The sequence below is a fragment of the Pseudomonas sp. LS-2 genome (assembly GCF_003605735.1).
Lineage (GTDB): Bacteria > Pseudomonadota > Gammaproteobacteria > Pseudomonadales > Pseudomonadaceae > Aquipseudomonas.
This window is the reverse complement of sequence record NZ_QXTJ01000006.1, coordinates 1-960: the sequence shown is the minus strand read 5'-3', so window position 1 is coordinate 960 and position 960 is coordinate 1. Positions and strand designations below refer to the sequence as shown.

Genomic DNA, 960 nt, shown 5'->3' with positions numbered 1-960 from the left:
TCGGCTCTTCACTGGTGGGCGTGGTTTTTGGCCACATCAATAAAGGCCCCCACGGGCGCTATGCGGACGGACATTTCATCAGAACGTCCTCGCTGACTGAACTAACAAAGGTCGGAAGGTTTTGGGTAGCCACGACCTTGAACTCCCGCTATGTCATCGCCTCGTTCAGAAAGGAAAATGGACGAGCACTGCTCGTACAGCTTTTGAAAAATCGTAAAGCAAACGCTGGTTCGATCCATTGACCAGGCAGGGTACTCCAAGATCTCTCGTTATTAACATCCGCAATAGGTTCATGACAGTCAGGAACTACCCGTCGAATCACTGAGGTGTCCGTTCTCTGACACCGAATAATTATTCGCAAGTCCGCATTGAGATGCTCATTAAGGAAGAAGTATGAGTGCAGTTTCTTTCAGCTATTGTTACGTCGATGGCGTGGTATCGAGTATCACGCTTGGCAAAGCCAATAACCTTTTTAACCTGATTTTGAACGGTTACCGCTGTCAGGATGTGTACGTCGAGCCGAGTGCTGCAAGGTATCTTGAGTTCGCAGGTCGTGGCTCAACAAACCGGTTCTACTTCGCGCGGAAGGGCAAGGCTTTGGCGCTCATGGCTATCAAGAACCAAGCGGGTGAAACGCTGCGTGCGCCTACAAATCCCTCACAGATGCTAGCAGCGACTGGGGGCATCTTGGCCATCAGTACGCTTGTGACGGTGTTTTCCTGGATTCCCTTTGCGGTGGGTTTCACCATGCTGCGAAATGGTAACGTCGAGGGAGGGGTTGGGGATGCTGTCTATGCGAGCATTGCGACCGGGGTCATTTACTTCGTCTACAAGGTGAAGCAGACATTCGCGTTTAGAGAACAGATGTCCAATCTGGACGGCATAGCAGAGGGTTCGCTCGAACAGATTGGTATTCAGGAATTTGGAGTCGCCGGACAGCAAGTCTGAGTGAGTTTGGTT

At 50.9% G+C, this 960-nt stretch carries 1 protein-coding gene and 1 pseudogene; both read left to right on the top strand.

All coding sequences use genetic code 11. The annotated features are described in order from the left end of the window. Positions 1-242, top strand: a pseudogene (locus D3M70_RS32250) (hypothetical protein); the annotation flags it as partial. 151 nt (positions 243-393) lie between these two features. Then, positions 394-948: a hypothetical protein gene (locus tag D3M70_RS04350; protein WP_120124646.1), complete on the top strand. Its 555-nt coding sequence runs from the start codon at positions 394-396 to the stop codon at positions 946-948. Positions 949-960: the final 12 nt, after the last annotated feature.

Bases quoted from the DNA above. Each gene is read 5' to 3' on its own strand.
- D3M70_RS04350 (WP_120124646.1), top strand. From the start codon at position 394: ATGAGTGCAGTTTCTTTCAGCTATTGTTACGTCGATGGCGTGGTATCG.